Raw genomic sequence first — 26127 nt, forward strand, 5'->3', positions numbered from 1 at the left:
GGGCCCGCGCGGCCCCCCGCCCGCCGCCCCCAACCCACCCCCGCCCCCCCCCCCACGAGCCATCCCGCGCTGCGCGCGAATTTTTCCCGCCCACCCACCCGATTACCCCGCAGCTACAGGGTGGGCGGGTGGGAGAAATTTGCACGCAGCGCGACTAGAGCGGCAACGCCCGCAGCCAAACGACGCGGCACCTGACCGCTGCGGGGCAATCGGGTGGGCGGGCGGGAAAGCATCGCGCGCAGCGCGGCCAGAGCAGACGCGGCCCGCACACGAACGACTCGGTACCTGGCCGCTGCGGGGCAATCGGGTGGGTGGGTGGGCGGGAGAGATTCGCGCGCAGCGCGGCCAGGGCGGGAGGGGAAGGGGCTCGCCCCCCCCGGAGGGGAGAGGACGGGCCCCCGGAAGCAGGGGTGGCCCCTAGGTCGGGTCCGGCCCCCGCTCAGGGACCGCGTCGCGGAGTGCCGACAAGACCCTGCTGACCGCCGCACCCCCCGCCGCCCCCCTCCGCACCGCAGCCACCACATGCCGCCGAGGCCGATCCGCGGACAGCGCCCGCATCACCACCCCGTCCCGGCGCACCGCCGCCATCCGCGGGACGAGAGCGACCCCCATCCCCGCCTCCACCATGGCGAGGATCGCCGTCCAGCCGGAGGCGGAATGCGCCTGCTCAGGCGTGAACCCCGCCCCCTCGCACGCCGCCCGCGTGATCTCCGACCAAGGCCCACTGCCCCCGAAGATCCACGGCTCCCGGGCCAGATCCGCCAGCCGAAGCCCCTCCGAGGCCGCCAGCGCGTGGTCCACCGGCAGCGCCACGTCCAGCGGGTCGGCCAGGAGTGACTCCCGGGTGAAGCGGGAGTCCGTGTCCGCCGAGGCCGGCGCCTGCACCGCCAGGGAGAGCGCCACGTCCACCTCCCCCGCGGCCAGCAGCTCGTACGCCTCCGCCGCCTCCACCTCACGGACCCGCACCGAGATCCCCGGCGCCGCCGCCCGCAGCTCCCGCACCGCGGGGACGACGAGCGCGGGCACCGCCGTCGAGAAGGCGCCGACCCGCACCTCCCCCGCCTCACCCTGCGCGTACGCCGCCAACTCCGCGTCCGCACGCTCCAGTTGGGCGAAAACCGCCTCCGCGTGCCGCAGTACGAGGTGCGCCGCGTCCGTCAGGCGGACCCGCCGCCCGTGCGCCTCGAGCAGCGGCACCCCCAGCTGCTTCGCGAGGTTGGACAGCTGCTGCGACACCGCCGACGGCGTCATCCGCAGCGTCCGCGCCGTCGCCGTAACCGTGCCCCGCTCACTCAACGTACGCAGGATCTGCAGCTTCTTGATGTCCCACTCGCTCATGGAGTCAACGTACCGACTGGTCACAGGAGGTGATCCCACAGGACGCGCCCCCTACTTCGCGGGGGACTTGGCGGGGGACTTCGCGGGGGACTTCGTGGGGGACTTGGCGGGGGACTTCGCGGGGGACTTCGCGGGGGACTTCGCGCGCGCCGAACCCAGCACCACCCCGCCCAGGATCAGCGCCATGCACATCACCCGCAGCCACCCCATCGCCTCGCCGAGCACCGCGAAGGAGAGCAGCGCGACGCACACCGGCTGGAGGTAGTAGATGACCCCGGCACGGGCAGCGCCGATGATCGAGATCGCCTTGTTCCAGGCGAAGAAGGCGATCGCGGACGAGACGACACCGACGTACAGGAGCGGCGAGACCGTCCCGACGGTCGGCTCGAAGCCGCCCTGGATCACGAAGCTCGCCACGAACACCGGAAGCAGCATCAGCGCACCCAGCGTGAACGTCGCGAAGAGGAACGGCAGTCCGCCGATCTCGGCCGGCTTCCGCTTGAGCAGCGCGCTGTACGAACCGAAGGACACGGCCCCCGCGATCACCCACAGGTCGCCCACCGCGAAGTCCATGGAGAGCGATCCCCCGGACACCAGGACCAGGACGCCCGCGCAGGCGATCAGCATGCCCGTCACCCGGCGCGCGCCGAGCCGCGCGCCGCCGAGGCGCTCGTACACCGCCATCAGGACCGGCGACGCGGCCATGATCATGCCCATGTTGCCCGCGGTGGTGGTGACGCCCGCCTGGTTGACCAGGGTGTTGTAGATGGTGACGCCGAGCAGCGAGGCGAGCAGCAGGAAGCGGATGTGCTTTCGGAGCACGGCCCGCTGCCGCCACGCCTGGCGTGCCGCGAACGGCGCCACGGCCACGATCGCGATGATCCACCGCCAGAACGCGTGCTGGACGGGCGGCACGCTGTCGGCCAGGGCCCGCGAGGTGACGAAGCTGCCCGACCAGACGACCGTGGCGAGCGCCGCGAGAGCGAGACCGAGGCCGATGGGGCGCGCGGCCCCCTGCGCCTTGCTCGGCGCCGGCGACGCCGATACGGGCGAGTCGGTCGTCGCCGTCGACGCGGTGCGGGTGGGGGTCGTCCGGTCCAGGACAGTCACTGATATCCCTTGTCTCTCTCCCGGTTCACAAGGTCGTCCCGGGAAAACACGAACCCCGCCGAGGTGGTCACCACCCGGCGGGGATCTCTTGGCTGATCTCTTCTTGGTTGGCTGCGGGGCTACCGTCGCACCCCAACACCCATCAGGTCCATCGAATCTTTTCGAGATATCTTTGAAGGTGAACTGAACGATCGACGGAGCGGACCATCACGCTCGGCCCGGCCCCGTCACGCCGCCACCCCCCACTCCGCGAGCGCCCCCCGCACCGCCCCCGCGTCCGCCTCGTCCGCCGCCCACGCCACGTACCCGTCAGGGCGGACGAGGACGGTCGTACGCCGCCCGCTCGTCCAGTGGGTGACGACGGCACGCCCCGCGTCGCTTTCCACCACCGTGTCCGCGTCCGCGCCCTGAGGAGTGATCAGCACGAACCTGCCCTCGCGCAGGGCCTCGTACAGCCGTCCCTCCTTGAGTGCGATGTCGGGAGCGCGGTGACCGGTCAGGCGGTGGGCGCCCTTCGGGGCGGGGTAGCTGTAGCCGATGCCGGTGATCTGGCCGATCGCCCTGTCGCGGACCGGGGGCACGGCGCCGATGAAGGACGCGAGCACGGCGCGGCCCGCCCGCGACCACGGGCGCTTGACCATCGCGAGCCGCACGATCCCGCCGCTGCTGCGCAGGACCGCCTTGCCGATGGGGTGCCGCTCGGACTGGTAGGTGTCCAACAGGCCCTCCGGAGCCCGGCCGCCGACCGCCGCCGCCAGTTTCCAGCTCAGGTTCACGGCATCCTGGAGGCCGGTGTTCATGCCCTGCGCGCCCGCCGGGGTGTGGACGTGCGCGGCGTCCCCGGCGAGGAAGACCCGGCCGACCCGGTACGCGGGCGCCTGGCGCTCGTCGCTGTGGAAGCGGGACATCCAGCGGGCGTCGTGCATGCCGTAGTCGTGGCCGAGCGCGAGCCGGGTGATCTCCTTGACCTCCGCGAGGTCGAGGGGCTCGCTGTCGGGCACGTTGTGCGCGCGGTTCCAGCCGATGATGCGGTAATAGCCGTCGGCGAAGGGCGCGATGAAGGCGAAGGCGTCCCCGGCGGCGTTCACCGTGAGGACCGATGCGGGCTTCTCGGCGAGCTTCACGTCGGCGAGCACGAGGGAGCGGATGGCGGACTTGCCGGGGAAGGGCAGGCCGACGGCCTTGCGGACCGGACTGTGCAGCCCGTCCGCGCCGACGACGTACGCGGCCCGTCGCGTGCTCGAACCGCCGTCGGGGCCCCGGACTTCGAGGCTCACGCCGTCCGCGTCCTGAGTGAGTCCGGTGACCTCGCTCTCGTACTGGAAGTCGACACCGGCCTCGATCGCCCGTCGCTCCAGGACGCGCTCCACCTCGTACTGCGGCAGGACCAGGAGGTGGTTGTAGCGCGAGTGCAGCTTGTCGAGGCCGACGTCGAGGTGGGCGAAGAGACGCAGCCGGTCGAGCGTCCTGCCCTTGGCCTCCAGTTCGTCGGCGAGGCCGCGCGCGTCGAGCTGTTCGAGGGTGCGGGCGTGCAGCACCAGGGCGCGCGAGAGGTTGCTGATCTCGTGCGGCCGCTTTTCGAGCAGGGTGACGGGGGTACCCGCGGCGGCCAGGTCACCGGCGAGCAGCAGCCCGGTGGGGCCGGAGCCGACGACGATCACAGCGGGGCCCGCGGTGCCGGTCGTGTCCTGTGTTCCGTTCATGACGGCCTCCTTGTGCCAACAGCTGTTGGTCAACGCTTGTTGGCCAACGTAGGACCGTCCTCATGGACTGTCAACACATGTTGGCCTACGCTTGTTGGCATGACCGAAAGTGCACCCGATCCAGTGAACGAGGCCGTGCCCGAGGCCACGCCTGGGGCCACGCCCGACGCCCTGGCCGAAGCAGCGGCCGCGGCGCCGCCCCGCCGCTCCGACGCGACCCGAGGCGCGATCCTCGCCGCCGCTCGCGAGCGGTTCGCCGCCGACGGCTACGAACGGGCCACCATCCGCGCCATCGCCAAGGACGCGCGGATCGATCCGTCGATGGTGATGCGCTATTACGGCAACAAGGAGGGGCTGTTCGCCGCGGCCTGCTCCATCGATCTGCGGCTGCCCGATCTCACCGAGGTGCCGCACGAGGCCGTCGGGCGCGCCCTGGTGACGCACTTCCTGGACGTCTGGGAGAAGGACGGGGTGCTGACCGCGATGCTCAGGGTCGGCATCACGAACACGGCGGGCGCCGAGCGCATGCAGGGCATCTTCAGGGACCAGCTGCTGCCGGTCGCGCGCCGCGTCTGCCCCGATCCCGCCGAGGCCCCGACGCGGGCCGGGCTCTGCGCCTCGCAGATCCTCGGCATGGCGCTGACCCGCTATGTGCTGCGGTTCCCGCCCGCGGTCGCGCTGTCCGTCCAGGAGATGGCGGACTGGGTCGGGCCGACGGTACAGCGGTATCTCACGGCCGAGCGGCCGTGAGATACGAACGCCCCCACCGCACCCGACCGGGACATACGTAGGGGCCCTTCGTCGGCGTACGCATGGGTGCATGCGCGTACCGGCGAAGAGCCCCTACGGAAGAGCCCCCACGAAGGGACTCGGAAAGCGAAGTGGCTTCAGGCCTTGACGTCAGACCTTCTTCTCCTGCTTGCGGGACTTGTCACCGACCATGACGAGACCCGCGATCACCAGGAACAGCACGATGGGCGCCGCGACATAGAGGCCGAGCGTCTCGATCACACTCAGGCCGGGACCCGGGTCGTCGCCGTCGTCGCGCGTGAGCGCGAGCGCGGGGGACGACATGAGCAGCATCATCAGCGTCGTACCGGAAGCCAGGGCGCCGGCGCGCAGGGCGTTCTTCTTGTCCACGGTGCCAACGTAGCGAACTGCTAAACCGGCCGCGCGCCCGGGGGTGCCGTACGGGTGCGGAACACGTCCATGAACGCGTGCACGCGGGGTGACGCGGCGAGTTCCTCCAGGGTGACGGGGCGGCCCGCGGCGTCGGCGATCGGCAGCCGCCAGTTGGGGTACTGGTCCCAGGTGCCGGGGAGGTTCTGCGGGCGGCGGTCGCCGAGCGCGTCCGGCAGCCAGATGCCGGTCATGCGCGCCGGGGTGGCGAGCAGGAAGCGGTGGACGGCGCGGATCTCCTCCTGCTCGTGTCCGCCGCCGCCGGGCAGCATCCCGAGGCGGGAGAGCAGCGCCAGCCACTCCGACACGTCGGCCGCCGCCTCGGCCTGCTCCACGGCCACGGGGCGGGTCAACAGGCCGAGCCTGTCGCGGAGCTGGACGTGTTCGCCGGTGATGCGGGCGGCCGTGGACGGCAGGTCGTGGGTGGTGGCGGTGGCCAGGCAGTCCGCGCGCCACCGCTCGGGCGGCAGCGGCCGCCCCGTGCCGGCCCAGTCCCGCTCGAACCAGAGCACGGAGGTGCCGAGCACACCCCGGCGCTGCAGGGCCTCGCGGACGCCGGGCTCGACGGTGCCGAGGTCCTCGCCGATGACGAGGGCGCCCGCGCGGTGCGCCTCCAGGGCGAGGACGGCGAGCATCGCGTCGGCGTCGTAATGGACATACGTTCCCTCGGTGGGCGCGCGGCCCTCCGGGATCCACCAGAGCCGGAAGAGCCCCATGACGTGGTCGATGCGGATCGCGCCCGCATGCCGGAGCAGTCCACGCAGGAGGGCGCGGTACGGGGCGTATCCGGACTCGGCGAGGCGGTCCGGGCGCCAGGGCGGGAGGCCCCAGTCCTGGCCGCGCGCGTTGAACGCGTCCGGCGGTGCGCCCACCGACATGCCCGCGGCGAAGTGCCGCCGCTGCGCCCACGCGTCGGCTCCGGCCGGGTGGACGCCGACCGCGAGGTCGTGCACGAGGCCGATGTCCATGCCCGCGTCCCGCGCGGAGCGCTGGGCGGCCGCGAGCTGGGCGTCGGTGAGCCAGGCCAGACGGCAGTGGAAGTCCACGCGGTCCATCAACTCGCGGCGGGCGCGGGCGGATTCGGGGGACGCGGGGTCACGCAGCGGCGCGGGCCAGGCGTGCCAGTCGGGGCCGTACCGCTCGGCGAGCGCGTACCAAGTGGCGTGGTCCTCCAGGTCCGTTCCGTGCTCGGCGAGGAAGTCGTTGTAGGCGGCGCGCCGTCCGGGGCCCAGCGGGACCTCGCGGATCAGCTCCAGGGCTTGGAGCTTGAGTTCCCAGACCGCGTCACGGTCGATCAACTGGCCCTGCTGGAGGACCGATTCACGGAGCGCGGCGGCCCGCCGGGTGAGATCGGCGGCCAGGTCGCGGGCCGCGCCGTCCAGGTGGGCGTACTCGGGGACGTCCTCGACACGGAGGTGGACGGGGTCGGGGAAGCGGCGCGACGACGGGCGGTACGGGGAGGGGTCGGACGCCCCGTCCGAAGGCTTCGGCACCGCCGCGTGCAAGGGGTTGACCTGTACGAATCCCGCACCCAGGGCCCGCCCGGACCAGGCCGCGACCTCGGCGAGGTCACCGAGGTCGCCCATGCCCCAGGAGCGGCGGGAGAGGAGGGAGTAGAGCTGGACGAGGAGTCCGTACGTCTTCGCGCGCGGGGGCGGCAAGCGGTGCGGGGCGACGATGAGATGGGCGGTGGCGGTGCGGTCGTCCGGGGTCTCGACCCGGAGTCCGTGGACGCCCAGCGGCAGGGTCGGCGCCGCCGCTCCTGGCTCTGTCGCCGCTCCTGGTCCCGTCTCTCCGCCGTCTCGCGGTGACTCGCCCTGTCCGCCCGGCAGCTCCCACTCCAGCCGCTCCCCCTGCTCCGTCTCGACGCGCACACGGGTGCCCGGCGGCAGCCCGGCCCAGGGCGGGGGCGCCTCAGGGGCGGGGCCCGGGTCGGAGGAGGGGCCAGGAGCAGCACCCAGGTCAGAAGCGCCGCCCCGCCACATCACCAGTGTCGGCGGCAGCAGGCGGGCGCTCGGCACCGCCTCGCGGGCCGTGAGGGCGCGCCGCACCGCCTCGGGAGTGCTCGCGTCCACGTCGAGGGCGGCCAGGGCAGCGATCACCGCGGCGTCGGTGGCCGGAACCGTGCGGTCCGGGGACGGGGAGTAAGAGGTAGCCACGCCGTGCAGGGCGGCGAGGCGGGAAAGTCCGGTGGGGGCGGTGGGCCCGGTGATGGGGCCGGTGACGGGTCCGGTCGCTCCGGGTGGGGCCACCTAGACCCCCATGTAGGCCAGGCCCGACGCGGTGCCGGTGGAGGTCGGCTCGCTGGTCAGCGGAGCGGCGTCGGCGAGGGGAGGCTCGCTGGTCAGGGGGGCGGCGTCGGCCAGCGGGGGCTCACTGGTCAGGGGCGGCTCGAAGCAGCCGCAGGAGCAGGAGCCGTCGAGACCCGAGTCCGGGCCGGACACCTGTTTGGAGAGGGCGGAGAGAAGAAGATTCGCGGAAGCGGGCACGTAGGGCTCCATTGTCAGGGGGCAGGTCTTCGGCAGCCCTACCCAGTGCACGGGATCGCAGACATATCCGTTGTATGAACGTGCGCGTGCTCACATTCGTTTCCCTGAGTGGGGGTCTGGACGCAAGATCTTCCTTCTCCCCGCCTTCGGTACCTCACCGTCCCTGCCCGCATCCGGCCCATACATTCCAGCCCCTTTTCGGTTTCACGACGAGTTTGACGGCGAACAGTCCCCGCCGCAGGGCGGACGGGGCCATGTCACAGGGAAGAAAACCCCCACAACACCCACGCCCGTTGACACCCCCACCACGCGAGTGGTGGGCTCAGTGACACCCTGAGACAACCAACGCACCAAACGTGATCAGCAGCACGAGGGACAACGAGGAGAGGGCCGTGCAACTGCGGCGCAGGAAGGGCGCGGCGGCCATCGCCATCGCCGTCATCGCGGGCGCACTCGGTGGCGCCCCCGGCGCCGTCGCCGCCCCCGGCCTCCCCGGAAAGCCCGGCACCCCGGCCACCTCCCCGGACGACGACCGGGAGAGCGACGGCTCGCTTCCCCCGGTCTGGCCCCGCCCCCAGTCGATGACCACGGCCGGGGCCACGGTCACCGTGACGGACGAGGTCGTCCTCGCCACCGGCCAGAACCCCGATCCGTACGCCATCGACGCCCTCCACGCCGTGCTGCGCGACGCGGGCGCCCACAAGGTCACCGAGGTCGCCGAGATCACGGAGGCCACCGAGACGACGGACGGCGGCCGGAACCTCGTCGTCCGCGCCGACGGCACCGGCGCCGACCAGGCCCTGCGGACCCTCGGCTCCCGCGCCCGCGGTGACCTCCCGTCCGGCGGCTACCGCCTCGCGGTGGGCCGGATCGGCGGCCGGGACACCATCGCCCTGGCGGGCACGGGCGACGACGGCCTCTTCCACGGCGTACAGACCCTGCGCCAGCTGATCACCAAGAACACCGGCGGCCGGGCCACCGTCCCCGGAGTCCAGATCCGCGACTGGCCCGGCACCGCGGTCCGCGGCATGACGGAGGGTTTCTACGGCACCCCGTGGACCCGCGAACAGCGCCTCGACCAGATCGACTTCATGGGGCGCACGAAACAGAACCGCTATCTCTACGCCCCCGGCGACGACCTGTACCGCCAGGCACGCTGGCGCGAGCCGTACCCCGCCGACCAGCGCGCCGACTTCCGCGCCCTCGCCGAGCGGGCCCGGCGCAATCACGTGACGCTCGCCTGGGCCGTCGCCCCGGGCCAGGCGATGTGCATGTCGTCCGACAAGGACATCAAGGCCCTGAACCGCAAGATCGACGCGATGTGGGCCCTTGGCGTACGCGCGTTCCAGCTGCAGTTCCAGGACGTCAGCTACAGCGAGTGGCACTGCGGCGCGGACGCCGACGCCTTCGGTTCGGGGCCCGAGGCCGCCGCGAAGGCGCAGTCCCGCGTCGCCAACGCCGTCTCCGCGCACCTGGCCGAGCGCCACCCCGGCGCGAAGCCGCTCTCCCTGATGCCCACGGAGTACTACCAGGACGGCTCCACCGAGTACCGCGACGCCATCGCGGAGCGCCTCCACCAGGGCATCGAGGTGGCGTGGACCGGCGTCGGCGTGGTCCCCAGGACCATCACCGGGCGTGAACTGGCGGGCGCGCGCAAGGCGTTCGGCTCGCATCCGCTCGTGACGATGGACAACTACCCCGTCAACGACTTCGCGCAGGACCGTATCTTCCTCGGCCCCTACACCGGCCGCGAGCCCGCCGTCGCCACCGGCTCGGCCGCGCTCCTCGGCAACGCCATGGAGCAGCCCTCCGCGTCCCGCATCCCCCTCTTCACGGCCGCCGACTACGCCTGGAACCCGCGCGCCTACCGCCCGCACGAGTCCTGGCTCGCCGCGATCGACGACCTCTCGGGCGGCGACGCGAAGGCGCGGGGCGCCCTGCGGGCCCTCGCGGGCAATGACGCGTCGTCCGTGCTCGGCGCCGACGAATCGGCGTATCTGCGCCCGCTCATGAACGACTTCTGGCGGGCGCGCACGACGACGAACACGGCCCGCATCGAGAAGTCGGCGCAGGACCTGCGGGACGCCTTCACGGTCATGAAGGAGGCTCCGCGGCGGCTCGCCGGCAGCGATGTCGACACCGAGGTGCGGCCCTGGGTGGAGCAGTTGGCGCGCTTCGGCGAGGCCGGTGAGACGGCGGTCGACATGCTGCGCGCGCAGTCCGAGGGGGACGGCGCGGCGGCCTGGCGCGCCTCACGCACCCTGACGGGTCTCCAGAAGGACCTGAAGGCGGGCCGGGCGACCGTCGGCAAGGGCGTCCTCGCCCCCTTCCTGACACGGTCGCAGAAGGCGTACGAGGCCTGGGCGGGGCTCGACAGCGCGCAGGCGTCGGACCGGGCGACGGTCCGTGTCCCCCGCGCCCGCCCCCTCACGGCGGTGACGGCGCTGACCGACCCCGGCACCAAGGGCAGCATCGAGGCGCACGTCCCCGGCGAGGGCTGGCGCCGCATCGGCGCCCTCTCCGCCACGGGCTTCACCGAGGCCAGGCCCAAGGGCGCCGGCCCGCGCGCCGACGCCGTCCGCGTCACGCTCACCGAGGGCACGGTCCGCCACCTGGTCCCCTGGTACGCCGACGCCCCCGAGGCCCGCTTCTCCCTGGCCCGCTCCGAGGCCGACGTGGAGATCGGCGGCGGCCCGCAGCGGATCACCGCGAAGCTGACGTCCCTGCGCCCCGGCGACGTACGGGGCAAGGTCACGGCGAAGGCCCCCAAGGGCATCGAGGTGCGCACCCCGGAGAACTCGACGCTGCCACGCGGCACACAGGTGGACGTCCCGGTCGACGTCACCGTCCCGGCGGGCACGCGCGCGGGGACGTACGAGATCCCCGTCTCCTTCGACGGCCTCACCCGCACGGTCTCGGTCCGCGCCTACCCGCGCACGGACGGCCCCGACCTGGCGCGCGGCGCCAAGGCCTCGTCCTCGGGCGACGAGACGAAGGACTTCCCGGCGTCCGGCGCGAACGACGGCGACCCCTCGACCCGCTGGTCCTCGCCGGTCGAGGACGGCGCCTGGTGGCAGCTGGAGCTCGAGGAGCCGGTCAGGCTGGGCCAGGTCGTGCTGCGCTGGCAGGACGCGTACGCGGCGGGCTACCGCGTGCAGACGTCCGCCGACGGGAAGACCTGGCGCACGGCGGCGACCGTGAAGGACGGCAAGGGCGGCCGCGAATCGGTCCGCATGGACGCCCGCGACACCCGCTACATCCGCGTCCAGGGCGACAAGCGCGCCACGCGCTTCGGCTACTCACTCTGGTCGGTGGAGGCGTACGCCGTGGCGGAGGGGGCGTAGCCGGGCGGGTCGTCAACCAATTGCCTGTGAGTCTTGCCAGTTGGGCGCCCCGGCACGCGATGATGGAGGCGGGGCCTCGTCGGCCGGGGGGGGAGGACGGACATGCGGTTACCGCCGCACCGACCGGATGCGCGGCTCTCGTATGCCGTTCTGCTGTACGACGGCGATACGGACGGGCCGGACGCCTACCGCCGCCGCCCGGGCTGCGACGGCGATCGGAACTGCGACGGGTACGACCCGGAGTCCGGACATGCCCTCGTCTGTGAACACAACCCGTACGAGTGGAACCGGCGGAACCACGGGCGGCGCCCGTCCGGCCCTCCCCCTGCCACACGAGCCCTCCGGGACGCCTTGACCCGCTGGCCCGACAGCCTCTTCCACGCCGAACCGGACCGCGTCGCTGTGCTCGACATCACCTCGCCGGAAGGCGCGCGCAGGTTCGACGATGTCATCCGCGACGCCCGCGATCTGCTCCTCGTCCACTACTCGGGCGCCGCGGGCAGCGGCGACCCCTACAGTCGGGCCTCCGGCCGGGGCGGCCTGCCCGTCTCCGAGCTGGCGGAAGCCGCCAGGATGTCCCCGGCCCAGCACATCGTCATGGTTCTTGAACCGGACTGGTCGGCCGACGTCTCCCATGAACGGACGATCCGCAGCCTGTACGACCACGTGGCGGGGCTGCGCCTCCTGGCCGACTTCACCCTGATCGTCACCCGCCCCGACCCCCGTCCCCGCCCGTTCCTGGCCGACGCGCTCGGCGCCGACGGCCCGGTCTCCACGCGCACGCTCGCCGCCCACACCCGGGCCCAGGTCCTGGCACAAGCGCACGGCCGCGACGTACGCCTGACGGAGAGCGGACGACGCGGCGGCGGGAGGCCGGCCGTCAGGCACAGCAGCACCACACCATCCGCCCTGTACCGCACACTCGACCGCACCCGCCCCGCCCTGACCAAGGCCCGCGAGTCCACCGCCTCGGCCCTCTCCGCCGCCGCGCCCTTCGCCCTCCTGCTGCTGGCCGTCGCGGTCGTCGCGGGCGGTCTCTTCGCCCTGCTGCGGGCGTTGCCGCCGATGCGGGGAACGTGGGCGGCGGTGGTGCTGCTCGGGCTGTGGGCGGTGCTCGCCGTCATCGGGATCATCACGCGGCTGCGGACGCCGCCCACCCGCGCCCGCCCGCCCGACAAGGCGTCGTCCCCCGCACCCCGCAGCCAGGCCTTCATGGACGGCATGTGGGCGGCATGGGGATTCCCAGGACCGGTGCCGCAGCCGACCGGACGCCCCCGGCAGCCGATCCCAGCGCGCCCCACACGTGAGGAGAGCCGGGCCGCGGTCGAGCGGTCCCTGAACGCCCTGTACGCCCGCCTGCCGGTGCCCCAGATGCGGGCGCCGGACCCGCCACCGTCCCCGGCCGCTTCCTCATCCCCTTCGCCCGACGACAACGGGACCACTCCATGACCGCCCCCGTCCCACCCCGCTCTCCGGAACCGGAAGACCCACCGGCCCCGGAGACGTCCCCGGAGCCCGCGGCGCCGCCCGCGACGACCGGCGAGTACCGCGAGCTGCCGTCCGGCGAGCAGATGAAGATCTGGAACGAGCTGGTGTCCGATTCGGCCGAGCGGATGCTTTCGCTCGTCGAGCAGGAATTCCAGATGAAGAACAAGCTCGTCGACCAGCGGGTCAGGGACGCCGAGCACAACCGCCGCCTCGACCTGGTCAACGTGTGGTTCCGGGCGGCGGGCGTGGTGACCGGCGTGACCCTCGGGGCGGGCGGGATCGTCGGCTACCTGTGGATCGCCAAGTACTGCGTCGACCACGGCTCGGCGAGTGCGGGCGCCGGTCTGCTCGGCGGCGGTGTCGCCGCGCTGGCAGCGGTGATCACGGCCGTGCAGCGGCGCAACGGCCGGTGAGGGAAGCCGGGGCTGGAGGCCGGGGCTGGCGAGGCCGCCCCGGCCACACGTAAAAGCCCGGATCTCTCAGGCGGAAATGCCGTCGATCCGGGCCATCGCGTCGTCCGCGCCGAACGGCTGCAAGTACGGCAGCCAGCGCGGATCCCTGTGCCCGGTCCCGATGATGCGCCACGCGAGGCCCGAGGGCGGCGCGGGCTTGTGACGCAGGCGCCACCCCAGCTCCAGGAGATGACGGTCCGCCTTGGTGTGGTTGCAGCGGCGGCAGGACGCCACCACGTTCTCCCAGGCGTGCTGACCGCCACGGCTCTTCGGAATGACGTGGTCGACGCTGGTTGCGACGCCACCGCAGTACATGCACCGACCGCCGTCGCGGGCGAAGAGCGCCCGCCTGGTCAGAGGAACGGGCCCCCTGTAAGGGACCCGGACGAACCGCTTGAGGCGGACCACGCTGGGTGCGGGGACAGTGCGCGTCGCGCTGTGCATGAAGGCGCCGGATTCCTCGAGGCAGAGAGCCTTGTTCTCCAGGACGAGGACGAGCGCGCGGCGGAGCGGTACGACGCCCAGAGGCTCGTACGACGCATTGAGGACCAGGACGTGCGGCACGGATGCCTCCTATTACGCCGGCGGCGCGTGGCTCGCGCCGGGACGATCTGTAGCCAGTCTCCCCTCATGCCTGGTCCAAGCGCCACCATCAGCTGGTAACGGGCTCGGAGTGTTTTCGACCACACATGTGCTACACCCTCATCTTCCCCAGGTGAGCACTGTCTCTCCCTCGAACATCACAACGATCCACACACAATGCCCCGTTAGTGTGGTGTCTCTGCCCGGTGCATCTCCTGGGCAGGCCGCTATGCCTGGAGGTACCTGCCGTGTTCCTGTCCGTCCTGTCAGCAGCCGGAACGGACCCGGACGACAAGAAGACGCCGAAGTCCCCGACCTTCGAGGACGCCCAGGAGAGCGCGACGAACGCCGCTAGCTGGGTCGAGCAGAACTGGTCGGCGTGGCTGGGCATCGGTCTCCGCATCCTGCTGATCATCGCCGTCGCCGTCGTCCTGCGTGTGGTCGTCCGGCGCTCGATCACCAAGCTCATCGAGCGCATGAACCGCACGGCACAGTCCGTGAACGGCACGGCGCTCGGCGGTCTCCTCGTGAACGTGGAGCGCCGCCGCCAGCGTTCGCAGGCCATCGGTTCGGTGCTGCGTTCGGTGGCGTCGTTCCTGATCCTCGGCACGGCCGCGCTGATGATTCTGGGCACGTTCCAGATCAATCTCGCCCCGCTGCTCGCCTCGGCGGGTGTCGCGGGTGTGGCGATCGGTTTCGGCGCCCGCAACCTGGTCACGGACTTCCTCTCCGGCGTCTTCATGATCCTTGAGGACCAGTACGGGGTGGGCGACTCGATCGACGCGGGCGTCGCGTCCGGCGAGGTGATCGAGGTCGGCCTGCGCGTCACGAAACTGCGCGGCGACAACGGCGAGATCTGGTACGTCCGCAACGGCGAGGTCAAGCGCATCGGCAACCTCAGCCAGGGCTGGTCCACGGCGGGCGTCGACGTCACCGTCCGCCCGGACGAGGACCTGCAGAAGGTGCAGGCGACGCTGATCGAGGTCGGCGAGACCATGGCCAAGGACGAGCCGTGGAACGAGCGCCTGTGGGGCCCGGTCGAGGTCCTCGGCCTGGACAGCGTCCTGCTCGACTCGATGGTCGTACGGGTCTCCGCCAAGACGATGCCGGGCAACGCGCTCGGCGTGGAGCGCGAGCTGCGCTGGCGCATCAAGCGGGCGTTCGACGAGGCGGGCATCCGCATCGTGGGCGGCCTCCCGCTCCAGGTGACGGAGGAGGGCGCCGCGGGCCCGTCGGCGGGCGTCGCGGCCCCCTCGGCGTACGCGTCCACGACGTCCCCGCAGTCGCTCGCGGCCTCCCCGATAGCCCCGCCGCCGAACCTGGCGAAGTAAGTCGTAGGCACGGGGAGGGGCGGCCCACGGTGGATCCGTGGGCCGCCCCTCCCCGTGCGACTGCCTACGCGCTCCTCAGCGAACCCAATTCTTCAGGTCCCCGGTGTCGAGTGTGATACCGACCGGGTCCGGGAGCGTGCACTCCTTACCGAAGGGCAGAGTCATCACCTGCTCGTAGCGACCGCCGTCCGGCTGACTGTGCACCTTGAGCTCGCAGGTGTCGCGGTCGATCAGGAGGTACACCGGGATCCCGGTCTCGGCATAGGCACGGGGCTTTTCGACGCGGTCGCGCCGGTCCGTGTCGGAGTCGTAGGAGGTGACTTCAACGACCATGAGCACGGGGGCGGGGTCGGCCCACTCCCCCTCACCGACGAACGCGTCGGCGGGCGTCAGGGATCCGTCCGGGCGCGCACGCCCCTCTCGATAGGTCTCGATCACCAGTCCCTGGCCGGGGTCGAGCCACAGTTCGGGCCGATGCTGCATACAGATTCGCGTCAGCCACTGGATGATGCGTCCGTGATCGCCGTCAGGCACGGCCTTCCCCCCGATGTGGCCATTGATGAACTCAAGCCGGGCACCTTCGGTGGTGCGGGCCGCGTGACGCGCGATTTCCTCGAACTCTATGGCCAGCATCTGCGGGCGGTCGGCGAGCATGGTCACCTGTGTCCTCCTGCCACTGCGGGGTCAGATCCCCAGCATACGGAGGCCGGCACCTGGGCGCGGGGGCGTTCTGTCAGCATGAGCGGCCCCCTTTCAGGACGGCCCAGACCGTCTTGCCGAGGCCGTCCGTCGGCTCCACTCCCCAGTCGTCAGCCAGCACCCCCACCAGCAGCAGCCCCCGCCCGAACTGATCCTCTCCGTCCGCCTCCCGGGGGCTCGGCAGCCGCTCGCCGCGCGGGTCGGTGACCTCGATGCGCAGGGCGGTGGCCGTGAGGGTGATCCGTACGCGGATGAGGCGGTCACGGAGGCTGCCGTGGAGCAGGGCGTTGGTCATCAGCTCGGAGAGGACCACTGCCGCGTCTCCAGCGAGGTCGGGGTGCCCCCAGTCGCTGACGAGGCGGGCGGTTCGACGGCGGGCGAGGGAGACGCTGCGGGCCAGGGGGGTGTAGTCGAGGCGGTCCTCGTGGAGCACCGTCAGGGACACCGGGTCCGAGCGGGACGGTTCGGCCATGGTGACGCGCACCTCCTTGTGCGGTCAGGGGCGACGGTGGCTCTGCCGCTCCTGCTCAGAGCAGGGCGGTGCACTTCCGCCAACTGGCGCCGCTGGGTTAGCGGTTGAGTACTGAACGTAGCGAGATCTCCACTCCAGGCGCAATCCAATCGGGGAAGTTCTTCCCCAAAGCGTGAACCGTGTCGACTCAGCCATGACGACGAGACACACTGTGACCGTGATGCGATCCACTCAGCAGACCAGCACCCGAGCATCAACTGTCTTGGGGCGCAGGCTCGGTGGCGACCTACTGCGCCTACGCAACGCTGCGGGTAAGACGCAGCAACAAGCCGCCGAGTCCATCAACGCGACAGGCACGAAGATCGTGAAGATGGAACGGGGCTGGGTCCCAATGCGCGACCCGGACATCCGTGTGCTGTGCGAGTTCTACGGCCTGGAGGACCGCAAGGCCGTTGTTCGGTTGCTTGAGTTGGCGAAGCTGGACCGCGAGAGGCGCCGAGCCAAGGGGTGGTGGCGTCACACCCCCGCCCCCGGCGGGATGCCCGAATACATCGCCATGGAGCAAGCCGCGAGCCACATCCGCAACTGGCAGTCTTCATTGGTTCCAGGACTGCTCCAAACACCCGAGTACACCCGCACACTCGGCGTGAGCGAAGGCTTCTGGGAAGACCCGGACGACATTGAACGTGGGGTCGAGATCAAGCAGAAGCGTCAGCAACGGCTATTCGGTGAGCGACCCCTCCGGCTGTATGCGGTGGTCTGGGAAGCTGCGTTGCGCCAACAGATCGGAGGACCCACCGTGATGAGTGCCCAGCTTGAGCGCTTGCTGGAACTCGCCGAACTGCCGCACGTACACCTGCAAGTGCTCCCCTTTCGCGCGGGCGCGCACCCTTGCATCGCAGGCCCATTCAGCATCGTCTCCTTCGAAGAGGCCGACGCCCTCGACGTGGTCCAATCCGACACCGTGTCAGGCATGGCCTGGGTCGAGAACGAGGCAGAGTGCCACACATACAGCGACCGCTTCGACCGCACCGCCCGACTCAGCCTGGCCCCACGTGACTCCACCGCGCTTATCGCCGGCCTGCGCAAGGAAATGTGACCCATGCCCGAATTCGACTTCGCGAAGTCCAGCTACAGCACCGCCAACTACGAATGCGTCGAAGTCGCCCTCAACGTCCCCGGAACCATCGCCATCCGCGACTCCAAGGATCCGGACCCCGACGCCCCGATACTCCGCCTCGCCCCGGCCACCTGGGCGAGTTTCACCGCGTCACTCCACTGAGCTCCGGGACGCCCCTGCCCCCGGAACCGAGCATCCGCCGCGCACGTGGGCGGGCACGCCGCCGGGCATCACCACCCCCAGCGCCCCCCAGGCGAGCCGCACCCCGCGCAACACCCCGCCCCCGCAGGTAACGACTTGGTTGCCGCGGGGGCGTTCGCTATTGACGGCCCATTCACGCCAGTCGTACGGTCCTCACGAATTGGAAAGTTTCCTAACAGTTAGCGGCCGACCGAAGTAGGGTGACGTCATGGCAGCAGCAGGCAGCACTCCGGGGACCCCGGGCACGCCGAGCGTCCTGCGCGCCATGAACGACCGGGCGGTGCTCGACCTCCTCGTCGCGCACGGCCCCCTCACCCGTACCCGCATCGGTGAGCTGACCGGCCTCTCCAAGCCCACCACCTCGCAGCTCCTCGGGCGCCTCGAAGCGGCCGGGCTTGTGCACACGACCGGCAGCCTCAGCGGCCGGCCGGGCCCCAACGCCCTGCTGTACGAGATCGACCCGGGCGCAGGCCATGTCGCCGCGCTCTCCGCCGATCCGACCGGCATCACCGCCCTCGTGGCCGACATCACCGGCACCGTCCTCGGCCAGGCCCGCGTCGAGGCGGTCGCCGTCGCCGAGGACGTGCGCCACCGCACCGCGCAGCTCGTGACGGAGGCCGTCGACGAGGCGCTGCGCCAGGCGGGCCTCGGCCACGACGACCTGCGGGCCGCGGTGATCGGCACCCCCGGCGCCATCGACCCGCACACCGGTGAGCTGCGGTACGCCCCGCATCTGCCGGGCTGGCACTCGCGGACGCTGCGCGACGACCTCGCCGCCGTCCTCGGCACCCCCGTCGTCATCGAGAACGACGTGAACCTGGCCGCCGTCGCCGAGCAGTACGAGGGCGCCGCCCAGGACTACGACAACTACGTCCTCACCTGGCTCGACGAGGGCGTGGGCGCCGCCATCGTGCTCGGCGGCAATCTGCTGCGCGGCGCCACCGGCGGCGCGGGCGAGATCGGCTACATGCCGCTGCCGGACGCCCCGCTGGCGCGCGGGAACGGCAGCGGAGGCGGCTTCGAGAGCCTCGTCTCCGCGTACGTGGTGCGCGAACTCACCGGCGGCGGAGCGACGTTGACGCAGGTCATGGCCGACGACACCGCACTCGGTGAGGTCGCGCGGCGCATCGCCACCGGCATCGCCGCGGTCGTCGCCGTCGTCGACCCCGAACTCGTCGTGCTCTCCGGCTCGGTGGCGCAGGCCGGCGGCGACAAACTGCGGGTCCGTGTCGAGGAGGAGCTCACCGGGCTCGCACTCCCCCGCCCGGAGATCCGCATCAGCGAACTCGACGGCGACCCGATCCTCACCGGCGCCCTCCGCTCGGCCCTCACCCAGGCCCGCGACCAGGTCTTCGACACGGCCTGAACCGCCCGCCCGTTCCCTCCTTTCCCACACCTCACTTCCCCTCTCCTCCCCCGTAAAGGAAGTCCGCCATGCCGCGATGGCGCATGCCCACCTGCGCGTCCGCGGCGCTCGCCGCAGCCGGTCTCTTGCTCTCCGGCTGCGCCAACCCGAGCGTCGGCAGCGCGAACGACGACCCGACCAAGCCGGTCACCCTGAAGTTCTGGCACGGCTGGTCGACGCCCGGCGAGGTCAAGGCCGTCAACGAAAGCATCGCCCGCTTCGAGAAGCTGCACCCGAACATCAATGTGAAGGCCACCGGGAACGTCTCCGACGAGACCGTGAACCAGGCCCTGCGGGCGGGCGGCGACAAGGCACCGGACGTGGTGTCCTCCTTCACCACCAACAACGTCGGCCAGTACTGCGACTCCGGGATGTGGGCGGACCTCGATCCGTTCATGGAGAAAACCGGCCTGGACAAGCGCAAGGTCTTCCCCAAGACCCTCCTTGACTACACGAGTTACCGCGGCAACCAGTGCGCCCTGCCGCTGCTCGCGGACGCCTTCGGGATGTACTACAACAAGGACGCCTACAAGAAGGCGGGCATCGAGCGTCCGCCGCGCACGATGTCCGAGTTCGAGAAGGTCGCCAAGAAGCTGACCGTGCGCAACGGCAAGCACTCGTACAAGCAGGTCGGGTTTCTGCCCAACTTCCGCTTCTACCAGAACAGTCCGGACCGTCTCTTCGCGCAGTGGGGCCCCCAGTACTTCGACGCCGAGGGCAACTCACGCCTCGCCGAAGAGCCGAAGACGTACAAATTCTTCAAGACCGCCACCCAACTCGCCGACGCGCAGGGCGGTTTCAATGAGCTGGAGCGGTTCCGGCTGACCTTCGGCGACGAGATGTCCAGCCAGAACGCCTTCCTGACCGGCAAGGTCGCCATGCACCTGGACGGTGAGTGGCGCGGTCTGATGCTGGACGAGGCGAAGGCCAAGTTCGACTGGGGCGTGGCGCCGCTGCCCGTGCCGGACGACCAGGCCGACACGTACGGGCGGGGCTTCATCACGGGCACCGTCGCCGGGATCGCGCACAGCAGCAAGCACCAGAACGCCGCGTGGGAGCTGGTGCGGTTCCTGACCGCGGACACCAAGCAGGTCGTGAACTTCGCGAACGCCATCCACAACGTGCCCTCCACGTTCGCGGCGCTCAAGTCCCCCGATCTGGACGCCGATCCGACCTTCCGGACCTTCTTCGACATCCTGGAGAACAAGCACAGCAAGGCCCTGCCGCCCTCCGTCAACGGCGGCGCCTACGTCGTCTCCCTCGGGGACTTCTCGTACGGCGTCGAGGCCGGGCGCGTGGGCGATCTCCGGGGGCGCCTGAAGAAGCTCGACGAGCAGATCGACGCCGACACCCTCCAGTCGAAGAGCTGAGCTGAGGACCCCGCCATGGCACTTTCCCTCTCCAACCCCGCGCGCCGCAGACTGCGCACGGTCGGCTTCCTGTCCCCCTGGCTGGTCGGCTTCAGCGTCTTCTTCGCGTATCCGCTGATCGCCACCGTCTACTTCTCGTTCATGCACTACAACCAGATCAAAGAGCCCACCTTCGTGGGCCTGCGGAACTGGAAGTACGTGTTCGAGCAGATGCCCCTGTTCGGCCCGGCCCTGTGGAACACCCTGTGGCTGGTCGTGATCATGGTGGCCGTGCGGGTGGTCTTCGGGCTCTCGCTCGGACTGCTCATCACGAAGATCAAGACGGGGGCCGGGTTCTTCCGCACCGCTTTCTACATCCCGTATCTCGCCCCGCCGGTGGCCGCCACCGTCGCCTTCGTCTTCCTGCTCAACCCGGGCACGGGACCGGTGAACGAGATCCTCGATACGATCGGGATCTCCGGGCCCAACTGGTTCAACGACCCGGACACCGCCAAGCCCTCGCTCGTCCTGCTCTCCCTGTGGGGCATCGGCGACCTGATGGTGATCTTCATGGCCTCGCTGCTCGACGTGCCCAAGGAGCAGTACGAGGCGGCGGACCTGGACGGCGCCGGCGCGTGGTCCAAGTTCCGCTACGTCACGTGGCCCGCGATCACGCCGATCGTGATGTTCGCGGTGGTCACGGGCGTCGTGCAGACCATGCAGTACTACACGCAGGCCCTGGTCGCGGGGAAGGTCGCCTCCGGCGTCAACGTCGGCCCCGGCTCGGTGATCCAGCCCGGCTATCCGGACCACTCGACCCTCACGGTCCCCCAGCTCGTCTACCAGATGGGCTTCCAGAACTTCAACACCGGTGCCGCGTGCGTGCTTTCGCTCGTGCTCTTCGCCATCGCCATGTCCGTGACCATGCTCCTGATGCGCAAGCGCTCCGGGCTGCTCTCGGCGGAGGACTGAGGACTCATGACGACCACGACTCTCACCGCGCCGACGGCATCCGCCCCCGCCGCCCCCAAGCAGCGCGGCCCGGCCGCCGCCCGTGCCCGCCGCAAGCGGATCCTGCACTGGATCGCCGTACACAGCATCGCGATAGCCGTCGCGCTGCTCTTCGTCCTGCCGTTCGTCTTCGTCTTCCTGACGTCGGTGATGAGCGACTCGCAGGCGATGAGCGGCGACCTGTGGCCCGACTCCTGGCACTGGTCGAACTACAAGGAGGTCTTCGAGACGCCGGGCTTCCTCGACTGGTGGCGCAACTCGCTGATGTACGCGGGTCTGGGCACCCTGTTCACCGTCTGCTCGGCGATCCCGGTGGCGTACGCGCTCGCCAAGTTCCGCTTCCGCGGCCGGCGCACCGCGATGCTGCTCGTCATCTCGACGATGATGCTGCCGCCGCAGGTCATCGTGATCCCGATGTATCTGGTGTGGGCCCAGCAGTTCCACCTGTCGGGCACGCTGTGGCCGCTGATCATCCCGATGGCTTTCGGCGACGCGTACTCGATCTTCCTGCTGAGGCAGTTCCTCCTCACCATCCCCAAGGAGTACATCGAGTCGGCGAAGGTCGACGGCTGCGGCGACTTCCGTACGATGATCAAGATCGTCGTCCCGATGGCCAAGCCCGGCATCGCGGCCATCGCGCTCTTCCAGTTCTTCTACTGCTGGAACGACTACTTCGGTCCGCAGATCTACGCCGCCCAGAACCCCGGTGCCTGGACGCTGAGTTACGGGCTCGAATCGTTCAAGAGCGCCCACGCCGTCAACTGGAACATGACCATGGCGGCGACGCTGCTGGTCATGGCCCCCGTCATCCTCGTTTTCTTCTTCGCACAAAAGGCCTTCGTCGAAGGCGTCACCCTCACCGGAGTAAAGGGCTGAGAACCGATATGAAGCTCGCAGTGGTCGGCGGAGGGTCGACCTACACACCCGAACTGATCGATGGATTCGCCCGGTTGAGGGACAGCCTGCCGATCGAGGAACTCGTCCTCGTCGACCCGGCGGCCGACCGGCTCGAACTCGTAGGGGGCCTGGCGCGGCGCATCTTCGCCAAGCAGGGCCACCCCGGCGTCATCCGCACCACGTCCGACGTGGACGCGGGCGTCGCGGACGCCGACGCGGTCCTGCTCCAGCTGCGCGTCGGCGGCCAGGCCGCCCGCAACCAGGACGAGACGTGGCCCCTGGAGTGCGGCTGCGTCGGCCAGGAGACCACCGGCGCGGGCGGTCTCGCGAAGGCCCTGCGCACGGTGCCCGTCGTCCTCGACATCGCCGAGCGCGTACGCCGCACCAACCCGAACGCCTGGATCATCGACTTCACCAACCCGGTCGGCATCGTCACGCGGGCACTGCTCCAGGCCGGCCACAAGGCCGTCGGCCTGTGCAACGTGGCGATCGGCTTCCAGCGGAAGTTCGCCAAGCTGCTCGACGTCGCGCCGGGCGAGGTGCACCTCGATCACGTGGGACTCAACCACCTGACGTGGGAGACCGGCGTACGTCTCGGGGGCCCCGGCGGCGACGACATCCTGCCCAGGCTCCTCGCCGAGCACGGCGACGCGGTCGCCGCCGACCTGCGCATGCCGCGCGAGATCGTCGACCGCCTCGGCGTCGTGCCCTCGTACTACCTGCGCTACTTCTACCAGCACGACGCGGTGGTCGAGGAGATGCGGACCAAGCCGTCCCGCGCCTCCGAAGTGGCCGCGATGGAGCAGGAGTTGCTGAAGATGTACGGCGACCCGGCGCTCGACGAGAAGCCGGAGCTGCTCGCCAAGCGCGGCGGCGCCTTCTACTCGGAGGCGGCCGTGGACCTGGCGGCCTCGCTGCTCGGCAACGGCGGCAGCCCCTACCAGGTGGTGAACACCGTCAACAACGGCACGCTGCCGTTCCTGCCGGACGACGCGGTCATCGAGGTGCAGGCCACGGTCGACGGCAAGGGTGCCAAGCCGCTCGCCGTGCCGAAGCTCGACCCGCTGTACGCCGGGCTCATCGCGCACGTCACCGGCTACGAGGACCTGGCCCTCCAGGCCGCGCTGCACGGCGGCCGGGACCGCGTCTTCAAGGCGCTGCTCGCCCACCCGCTGGTCGGGCAGTACACCTACGCGGAGCAGCTCACCGACCGGCTGATCGCCCACAACCGGGAGCACCTGGCGTGGGCGTGAGCACGAGCGTGCTCGCGATCGACGCGGGCAACAGCAAGACCGACGTCGCGGTGATCGCGGCCGACGGCACCGTCGTCGGCTCGGCCCGCGGCGGCGGGTTCCAGCCGCCCCAGGTCGGCGTCGAGGCCGCGGTGGACATCCTGGAGGAGGCGGTGACGCGGGCCCTGGCCGAGGCGGGCACCGACTCCGTCGGGCATGTGTCCGCCTGCCTCGCCAACGCCGACCTGCCGGTCGAGGAGCGGGAGTTGGGCCTGGCCCTGCGCCGGCGCGCGTGGGGCCCTTCGGTCGATGTACGCAACGACACGTTCGCCATCCTGCGGGCCGGTCTCCTGGAGGACGCCGAGCCGCGGGGCGTCGCCGTGGTGTGCGGCGCGGGCATCAACTGCGTGGGCATGCTGCCCGACGGGCGCACCGCCCGCTTCCCCGCCATCGGCCGGATCTCCGGCGACTGGGGCGGCGGTGGCGGCCTGGCCGAGGAGGCGCTCTGGTTCGCGGCGCGGGCCGAGGACGGCCGCGGCGAGGCGACCGCGCTGCGCGAGGCGCTGCCCGCGCACTTCGGCCTGTCCTCCATGTACGCGCTGATCGAGGCCCTGCACCTGGGCGCCATCGCCCCCGTGCGGCGGCACGAGCTGACGCCGGTGCTCTTCGCCACGGCGGCAGCGGGCGACGCGGTGGCGCGCGCGCTGGTGGACCGGATGGCCGACGAGGTCGTCGCCATGTCGACCGTGGCCCTGGACCGCCTGGACCTGCTCGGCGAGGAGACCCCGGTACTGCTCGGCGGCAGCGTCCTCGCCGCCCGCCATCCGCAACTGGACGACCGGATCGAGGCGTTGCTCGCCGACCGGGCACCCAAGGCGGTGGCCAGGGTGGTCGTCGCCCGTCCCGTGCTCGGCGCCGCGCTGCTCGGCCTGGACCAGGTGGGGGCGCCCACCGAGGTGTACGCGCGCGTGCGGGGGCATTACGAGCGTGATCCGGGGGCCCGCGGCGGCTGAGTTCGTCGGCCCGGAAGGGAACCGATCCGCCCTGGATCGCGTATTCAAGGGCAGGGGTGGTGTGCGATCTTCGCATGCTCCGGACAGGTCTCCGGGCGCAGTGATCAGAACAAGATCCAGTCAAGACCTGTGCGGATGTCGGTCCCTGCGGCGATACTTGCCGCCGTGCACTTCTTCCCGCGCCGCGCACGCCGGTCGGAAGTGAACGTCCGATGACCAAGGGGGAGGTCGAGGTCGAGGTGACATATCCGCCGAACGGCAGCGCCGCGCCGCCGGGACGGGCCGCGCCGACGATGCCCACCGTCCCGCCGCAGGCGGGCCCGGAATCCGCGGCAGCCGCACAGGCCGTGCAGAACGCGGTACCCCGGCGCCCCGCCTGGGTCGAGGGACGGGACAGGCTGCGGGCCGCGGCGACGACGGAGCCGGGCAGGCTGCGGATCATCGGTGCCTTCCTCGCGCTGCTCGTCGTGGCGTTCGGCGCCGTCACCACCTGGCAGATGTCCGACCGTGCGGCCGCCGCGGACAGCGTCCTGAACCGCAGCCAGCCGCTGAGCGACGACGCGGCCGCCATCTACCGCTCCCTCGCGGACGCCAACACGGCGGCCTCCAGCGGTTTCCTGGCGGGCGGCCAGGAACCGGCCGACGTACGCGACCGGTACAAGGCGGACATCGACCGGGCCTCCGAGAAGCTGGCGAACGCCGCGTCGAACGCGGGCTCCGGCTCGTCGGCCGCCGCCTCGGTGAGCAAGCTGAACAAGCTCCTGCCGGAGTACACCGGCCTGATCGAGCGGGCCCGCGCGAGCAACCGCCAGGGCCTGCCCCTGGGCGGCGCCTATCTGCGGTACGCGAACGACAAGATGCAGACCCAGATGCTCCCGGCCGCCGAGCAGCTCTACACCGTGGAGAAGGAGCGGCTGAACAGGGACTACGACGACGCGAAGCCGTATCCCTGGTTCGCCATCGCCCTCGGCCTGCTCGCGCTCGGCGCCCTGTTCTGGGCCCAGCGCCGCAACTACCGCCGGACGAACCGCGTGTTCAACCACGGCCTGGTCGCCGCGACCGCCGCGTCCACGGTCGTCCTGCTCTGGCTGGTCGCCGGGCACACCTTCGCGCGCTCGGGGCTCAACGACTCGTACGACCACGGCGTGATGTCCCTGAACGTCCTGAACGACGCCCGCATCAGCTCGCTCAAGGCCCGCAGCAACGAGAACCTCACGTTGGTCAGCCGGGGCGCGGAGACCGTCGAGGTAGGCGCGAAGAAGGACATCAAGGACAAGTTCGATGTCGCCTACCAGGACCAGATGAACAAGCTCAGCAGCCCCAAGGGGCTGCTCGCCCAGGCCGCGGCCATCGCCGACGACTCCTCGGGCAAGAACCCCGTCGAGTCGGCCGCGAAGAACGTCTCGGTCTGGAAGGACCGGCACAAGACCGCGCGGGACAGCGACGACGCGGGTGACTACAAGGGCGCGCTCGCCAAGGTCGTCGGCGACAAGAGCGACGAGCCCACCGGTGAGTGCTTCGACAACGTCGACGACGCGCTCGAGGTCGCGCTGAAGCATGAGCGCAGCGAGTTCGAGCAGGCGGCCGGGGACGGCAAGGGTGCGATGACCGGCCTCCCTGTGGGCGCCGCCGTGCTCGCGGTGCTCGCCGCCGCCGGCGCCGTGCTCGGCGTCGGGCGCAGGCTGTCGGAGTACAGGTGAGAGGGGGCGAGC

At 71.1% G+C, this 26127-nt stretch carries 23 protein-coding genes; 14 read left to right on the forward strand and 9 right to left on the reverse strand.

All coding sequences use genetic code 11. From position 1 onward, the window contains the following. Nucleotides 1–417 precede the first annotated feature (417 nt). The 3 genes from AB0E78_RS23905 to AB0E78_RS23915 form a co-directional block, all read right to left on the reverse strand. Nucleotides 418–1338, reverse strand: coding sequence for a LysR family transcriptional regulator (locus AB0E78_RS23905; RefSeq protein ID WP_361835924.1), 921 nt, complete (start codon nt 1336–1338; stop codon nt 418–420). Between the two features lie 51 nt (nt 1339–1389). Then, entirely contained in the window at nt 1390–2337 is a 948-nt protein-coding gene (locus tag AB0E78_RS23910) for an EamA family transporter (protein WP_361836756.1), read from the reverse strand. Nucleotides 2338–2675: 338 nt separating this feature from the next. Next, a complete protein-coding gene (locus tag AB0E78_RS23915) occupies nt 2676–4151 on the reverse strand; it encodes an FAD-dependent monooxygenase (RefSeq protein ID WP_361835927.1) in 1476 nt (491 codons plus the stop codon). A 99-nt stretch (nt 4152–4250) separates the two neighbouring features. On the opposite strand from AB0E78_RS23915, the gene AB0E78_RS23920 reads away from it, so the two are divergent. Beyond that, nucleotides 4251–4901 carry a TetR family transcriptional regulator gene (locus AB0E78_RS23920; RefSeq protein ID WP_361835930.1) on the forward strand — a complete coding sequence of 217 codons (651 nt, stop codon included), beginning with the start codon at nt 4251–4253 and terminating at the stop codon, nt 4899–4901. Nucleotides 4902–5051: 150 nt separating this feature from the next. Here the strand turns inward: AB0E78_RS23920 and AB0E78_RS23925 are convergent, their stop codons facing one another. Genes AB0E78_RS23925 through AB0E78_RS23935 form a run of 3 tightly spaced genes read right to left on the reverse strand, consistent with a single transcriptional unit; the run spans nt 5052 to nt 7819 of the window. Then, complete coding sequence (locus AB0E78_RS23925; protein WP_361835932.1) at nt 5052–5291, reverse strand: hypothetical protein; 240 nt, start codon at nt 5289–5291, stop codon at nt 5052–5054. Nucleotides 5292–5311: 20 nt separating this feature from the next. Then, on the reverse strand, nt 5312–7543 hold the full coding sequence (malQ, locus tag AB0E78_RS23930; RefSeq protein WP_361836759.1) for a 4-alpha-glucanotransferase: 2232 nt from the start codon (nt 7541–7543) through the stop codon (nt 5312–5314). A 39-nt stretch (nt 7544–7582) separates the two neighbouring features. After that, nucleotides 7583–7819, reverse strand: a complete 237-nt coding sequence (locus AB0E78_RS23935; RefSeq protein ID WP_361835935.1) for a hypothetical protein — start codon at nt 7817–7819, stop codon at nt 7583–7585. A gap of 392 nt (nt 7820–8211) precedes the next feature. Here AB0E78_RS23935 and AB0E78_RS23940 point away from each other — a divergent pair, with 392 nt between their 5' ends. From AB0E78_RS23940 to AB0E78_RS23950, 3 genes are all read left to right on the forward strand, one after another. Continuing rightward, a complete protein-coding gene (locus AB0E78_RS23940; RefSeq protein WP_361836761.1) occupies nt 8212–11163 on the forward strand; it encodes a beta-N-acetylglucosaminidase domain-containing protein in 2952 nt (983 codons plus the stop codon). Between the two features lie 102 nt (nt 11164–11265). Further along, entirely contained in the window at nt 11266–12612 is a 1347-nt protein-coding gene (locus AB0E78_RS23945; RefSeq protein ID WP_361835938.1) for a hypothetical protein, read from the forward strand. After that, a complete protein-coding gene (locus AB0E78_RS23950; protein ID WP_361835941.1) occupies nt 12609–13064 on the forward strand; it encodes a hypothetical protein in 456 nt (151 codons plus the stop codon). The genes AB0E78_RS23945 and AB0E78_RS23950 overlap by 4 nt, the downstream gene beginning before the upstream one ends. A gap of 66 nt (nt 13065–13130) precedes the next feature. Here the strand turns inward: AB0E78_RS23950 and AB0E78_RS23955 are convergent, their stop codons facing one another. Further along, the gene (locus tag AB0E78_RS23955; RefSeq protein ID WP_190080400.1) at nt 13131–13667 is read right to left on the reverse strand and encodes an HNH endonuclease; all 537 of its coding nucleotides are present in this window, start codon (nt 13665–13667) and stop codon (nt 13131–13133) included. 266 nt (nt 13668–13933) lie between these two features. Here AB0E78_RS23955 and AB0E78_RS23960 point away from each other — a divergent pair, with 266 nt between their 5' ends. Next, a complete protein-coding gene (locus AB0E78_RS23960; protein ID WP_361835945.1) occupies nt 13934–15016 on the forward strand; it encodes a mechanosensitive ion channel family protein in 1083 nt (360 codons plus the stop codon). Between the two features lie 75 nt (nt 15017–15091). Here the strand turns inward: AB0E78_RS23960 and AB0E78_RS23965 are convergent, their stop codons facing one another. Beyond that, nucleotides 15092–15676, reverse strand: a complete 585-nt coding sequence (locus AB0E78_RS23965) for a Uma2 family endonuclease (protein ID WP_361835948.1) — start codon at nt 15674–15676, stop codon at nt 15092–15094. Nucleotides 15677–15749: 73 nt separating this feature from the next. After that, nucleotides 15750–16187, reverse strand: a complete 438-nt coding sequence (locus AB0E78_RS23970; protein ID WP_361835951.1) for an ATP-binding protein — start codon at nt 16185–16187, stop codon at nt 15750–15752. A 220-nt stretch (nt 16188–16407) separates the two neighbouring features. Between AB0E78_RS23970 and AB0E78_RS23975 the strand changes: the two genes are divergently transcribed. The 9 genes from AB0E78_RS23975 to AB0E78_RS24015 all read left to right on the forward strand — a co-directional run bounded on the left by AB0E78_RS23975 (nt 16408) and on the right by AB0E78_RS24015 (nt 26115). Continuing rightward, a complete protein-coding gene (locus tag AB0E78_RS23975) occupies nt 16408–17286 on the forward strand; it encodes a helix-turn-helix transcriptional regulator (RefSeq protein WP_361836764.1) in 879 nt (292 codons plus the stop codon). Nucleotides 17287–17289: 3 nt separating this feature from the next. Continuing rightward, nucleotides 17290–17469 carry a DUF397 domain-containing protein gene (locus AB0E78_RS23980; protein WP_361835954.1) on the forward strand — a complete coding sequence of 60 codons (180 nt, stop codon included), beginning with the start codon at nt 17290–17292 and terminating at the stop codon, nt 17467–17469. A 247-nt stretch (nt 17470–17716) separates the two neighbouring features. Continuing rightward, a complete protein-coding gene (locus AB0E78_RS23985) occupies nt 17717–18874 on the forward strand; it encodes an ROK family transcriptional regulator (protein ID WP_361835957.1) in 1158 nt (385 codons plus the stop codon). A 68-nt stretch (nt 18875–18942) separates the two neighbouring features. Beyond that, nucleotides 18943–20283 carry an ABC transporter substrate-binding protein gene (locus tag AB0E78_RS23990; protein ID WP_361835960.1) on the forward strand — a complete coding sequence of 447 codons (1341 nt, stop codon included), beginning with the start codon at nt 18943–18945 and terminating at the stop codon, nt 20281–20283. 15 nt (nt 20284–20298) lie between these two features. Continuing rightward, nucleotides 20299–21234: a sugar ABC transporter permease gene (locus AB0E78_RS23995; protein WP_361835962.1), complete on the forward strand. Its 936-nt coding sequence runs from the start codon at nt 20299–20301 to the stop codon at nt 21232–21234. A 6-nt stretch (nt 21235–21240) separates the two neighbouring features. Then, nucleotides 21241–22149 (forward strand): carbohydrate ABC transporter permease, encoded by a 909-nt coding sequence (locus tag AB0E78_RS24000; RefSeq protein WP_361835965.1) that lies wholly within the window; start codon nt 21241–21243, stop codon nt 22147–22149. Nucleotides 22150–22157: 8 nt separating this feature from the next. Further along, the gene (locus tag AB0E78_RS24005; protein WP_361835968.1) at nt 22158–23423 is read left to right on the forward strand and encodes a 6-phospho-beta-glucosidase; all 1266 of its coding nucleotides are present in this window, start codon (nt 22158–22160) and stop codon (nt 23421–23423) included. Next, nucleotides 23414–24415 (forward strand): BadF/BadG/BcrA/BcrD ATPase family protein, encoded by a 1002-nt coding sequence (locus AB0E78_RS24010; protein WP_361835971.1) that lies wholly within the window; start codon nt 23414–23416, stop codon nt 24413–24415. Before AB0E78_RS24005 ends, AB0E78_RS24010 begins: the two co-directional genes overlap by 10 nt. Nucleotides 24416–24627: 212 nt before the next feature. Beyond that, nucleotides 24628–26115: a hypothetical protein gene (locus AB0E78_RS24015; protein ID WP_361835973.1), complete on the forward strand. Its 1488-nt coding sequence runs from the start codon at nt 24628–24630 to the stop codon at nt 26113–26115. The last annotated feature ends 12 nt before the right edge of the window (nt 26116–26127 follow it).

The organism is Streptomyces sp. NPDC032198 (assembly GCF_040636975.1).
GTDB lineage: Bacteria > Actinomycetota > Actinomycetes > Streptomycetales > Streptomycetaceae > Streptomyces.

What these genes read in the sequence shown, in the direction of transcription:
- AB0E78_RS23905 (WP_361835924.1), bottom strand. Translation starts at nt 1,338, where the DNA reads ATGAGCGAGTGGGACATCAAGAAGCTGCAGATCCTGCGTACGTTGAGT.
- AB0E78_RS23915 (WP_361835927.1), bottom strand. Translation starts at nt 4,151, where the DNA reads ATGAACGGAACACAGGACACGACCGGCACCGCGGGCCCCGCTGTGATC.
- AB0E78_RS23920 (WP_361835930.1), top strand. Translation starts at nt 4,251, where the DNA reads ATGACCGAAAGTGCACCCGATCCAGTGAACGAGGCCGTGCCCGAGGCC.
- AB0E78_RS23945 (WP_361835938.1), top strand. Translation starts at nt 11,266, where the DNA reads ATGCGGTTACCGCCGCACCGACCGGATGCGCGGCTCTCGTATGCCGTT.
- AB0E78_RS23950 (WP_361835941.1), top strand. Translation starts at nt 12,609, where the DNA reads ATGACCGCCCCCGTCCCACCCCGCTCTCCGGAACCGGAAGACCCACCG.
- AB0E78_RS23970 (WP_361835951.1), bottom strand. Translation starts at nt 16,187, where the DNA reads ATGGCCGAACCGTCCCGCTCGGACCCGGTGTCCCTGACGGTGCTCCAC.
- AB0E78_RS23975 (WP_361836764.1), top strand. Translation starts at nt 16,408, where the DNA reads ATGCGATCCACTCAGCAGACCAGCACCCGAGCATCAACTGTCTTGGGG.
- AB0E78_RS23980 (WP_361835954.1), top strand. Translation starts at nt 17,290, where the DNA reads ATGCCCGAATTCGACTTCGCGAAGTCCAGCTACAGCACCGCCAACTAC.
- AB0E78_RS23985 (WP_361835957.1), top strand. Translation starts at nt 17,717, where the DNA reads ATGGCAGCAGCAGGCAGCACTCCGGGGACCCCGGGCACGCCGAGCGTC.
- AB0E78_RS23990 (WP_361835960.1), top strand. Translation starts at nt 18,943, where the DNA reads ATGCCGCGATGGCGCATGCCCACCTGCGCGTCCGCGGCGCTCGCCGCA.
- AB0E78_RS23995 (WP_361835962.1), top strand. Translation starts at nt 20,299, where the DNA reads ATGGCACTTTCCCTCTCCAACCCCGCGCGCCGCAGACTGCGCACGGTC.
- AB0E78_RS24000 (WP_361835965.1), top strand. Translation starts at nt 21,241, where the DNA reads ATGACGACCACGACTCTCACCGCGCCGACGGCATCCGCCCCCGCCGCC.
- AB0E78_RS24005 (WP_361835968.1), top strand. Translation starts at nt 22,158, where the DNA reads ATGAAGCTCGCAGTGGTCGGCGGAGGGTCGACCTACACACCCGAACTG.
- AB0E78_RS24015 (WP_361835973.1), top strand. Translation starts at nt 24,628, where the DNA reads ATGACCAAGGGGGAGGTCGAGGTCGAGGTGACATATCCGCCGAACGGC.